We start from the raw sequence: 1,235 nt of genomic DNA on the forward strand, positions 1-1,235 counted from the left end.
GCCGCATCGGTGTAGAGCCGCTTGAGCGTGGGCGCTTTGGCATGGGCCTTGGCCACCACATCGGCCGCGGTGTCGCGGTCCTGCACGCTGGCGGCCGTGATCGTCACGGCCAGCACCAGCCCCAGCGTGTCCACCACGAGGTTGGGCTTTCGCCCCTTGACCCTCTTGCCGGCGTCGAAGCCGGTGTGGCCGCCCTAGGCTGTGCTGCGCGTGCTCTGCGAGTCGATGATCGCTGCGGTCGGCTCGGGCGACTTGCCAGCGCGCTGGCGCCACTGCTGGCGCAGCCGGTCGTGCATCGCCTCGAACGTGCCCGCTGCAGCCCAGCGCTTGAAGCACATGTACACCGCCTCCCAGGGCGCGTAGCTCTTGGGCATCAGCCGCCAGGGCGCGCCGGTGCGCACCACATAGCAGCAGGCGTTGACCATCGTGCGGCGCTCGTAGCGCGGCGGCGCGCCCTGCTTGCCGTCGCGCTCGAACAGGTCCGCCACCAGCGCCCACTCGGCGTCGGTCAGGTCGGTGTGATGACCCTCGGCGCTGCTGCTGCGCCTGTGCATCGCGGTGTAGCCCGTGCGTGGGTCCGCCTGACCTTGCGCGGCACGCTGCACCGACGATCGCCGCACCGGCTTGTCGCGCACAATCCCGGCCTGCCGCAGCGCCTTGCGCACCGTCACCGGGTTGACCTTGACGCCGCAGCGCCGCGCCAGCTCTGCCGTCACCTCGGCCAAGGCCGCCTGCGGCCTCTCAGCGACGATAGCGCGAAGCACCAGGACATGCTCGGCACTCAACGAGGGCTTGCGGCCGGGCTTGCCCTTGCTGTCGATGTCATCGGTGTTTCGCGCCATCCCCTGCCTCGCGTCAGTGTCTCGTGAAGACACAACTCGCGAGGTCATGTTTTCGTTTACACCCCTTCAGGGACCGAGAGACATCTTTATCGCACCGCTGGCTGCGGGGCGCGCGTCTGACGTGGCGATGCAAGCGCCGCGAAGCGAGTCGCCGGCGCTTGAATTGCCATCTGGGAGGTTCGGGGGTCTTGCCAGGCCCGATTCGGGGCGACTTCTCACCTCTGGCACTCCCTACGCGGCCGCTGCGGTCATCCTAAATCCGGCAGTTACCCCGTCGCTTGAAGCGCTGGTGGGGGCTTCGGTGGTCCGATGACTGGCGCGATCCGGTCGCTGATGTAGCGCAACAGGTGGCCCCATCGGTCCAGGCCCTTGAACTGCTCCGCAGCGGCCCTG

The 1,235-nt window shown here is 68.7% G+C and carries 1 pseudogene; it reads right to left on the reverse strand.

The window, feature by feature from the left end:
* A pseudogene (locus O9280_RS17255) lies at nucleotides 1-842 on the reverse strand (IS5 family transposase); the annotation flags it as partial.
* Nucleotides 843-1,235 lie beyond the last annotated feature (393 nt).

Origin of the sequence: Silanimonas sp., from assembly GCF_027531545.1 — a bacterium.
Lineage (GTDB): Bacteria > Pseudomonadota > Gammaproteobacteria > Xanthomonadales > Xanthomonadaceae > Silanimonas.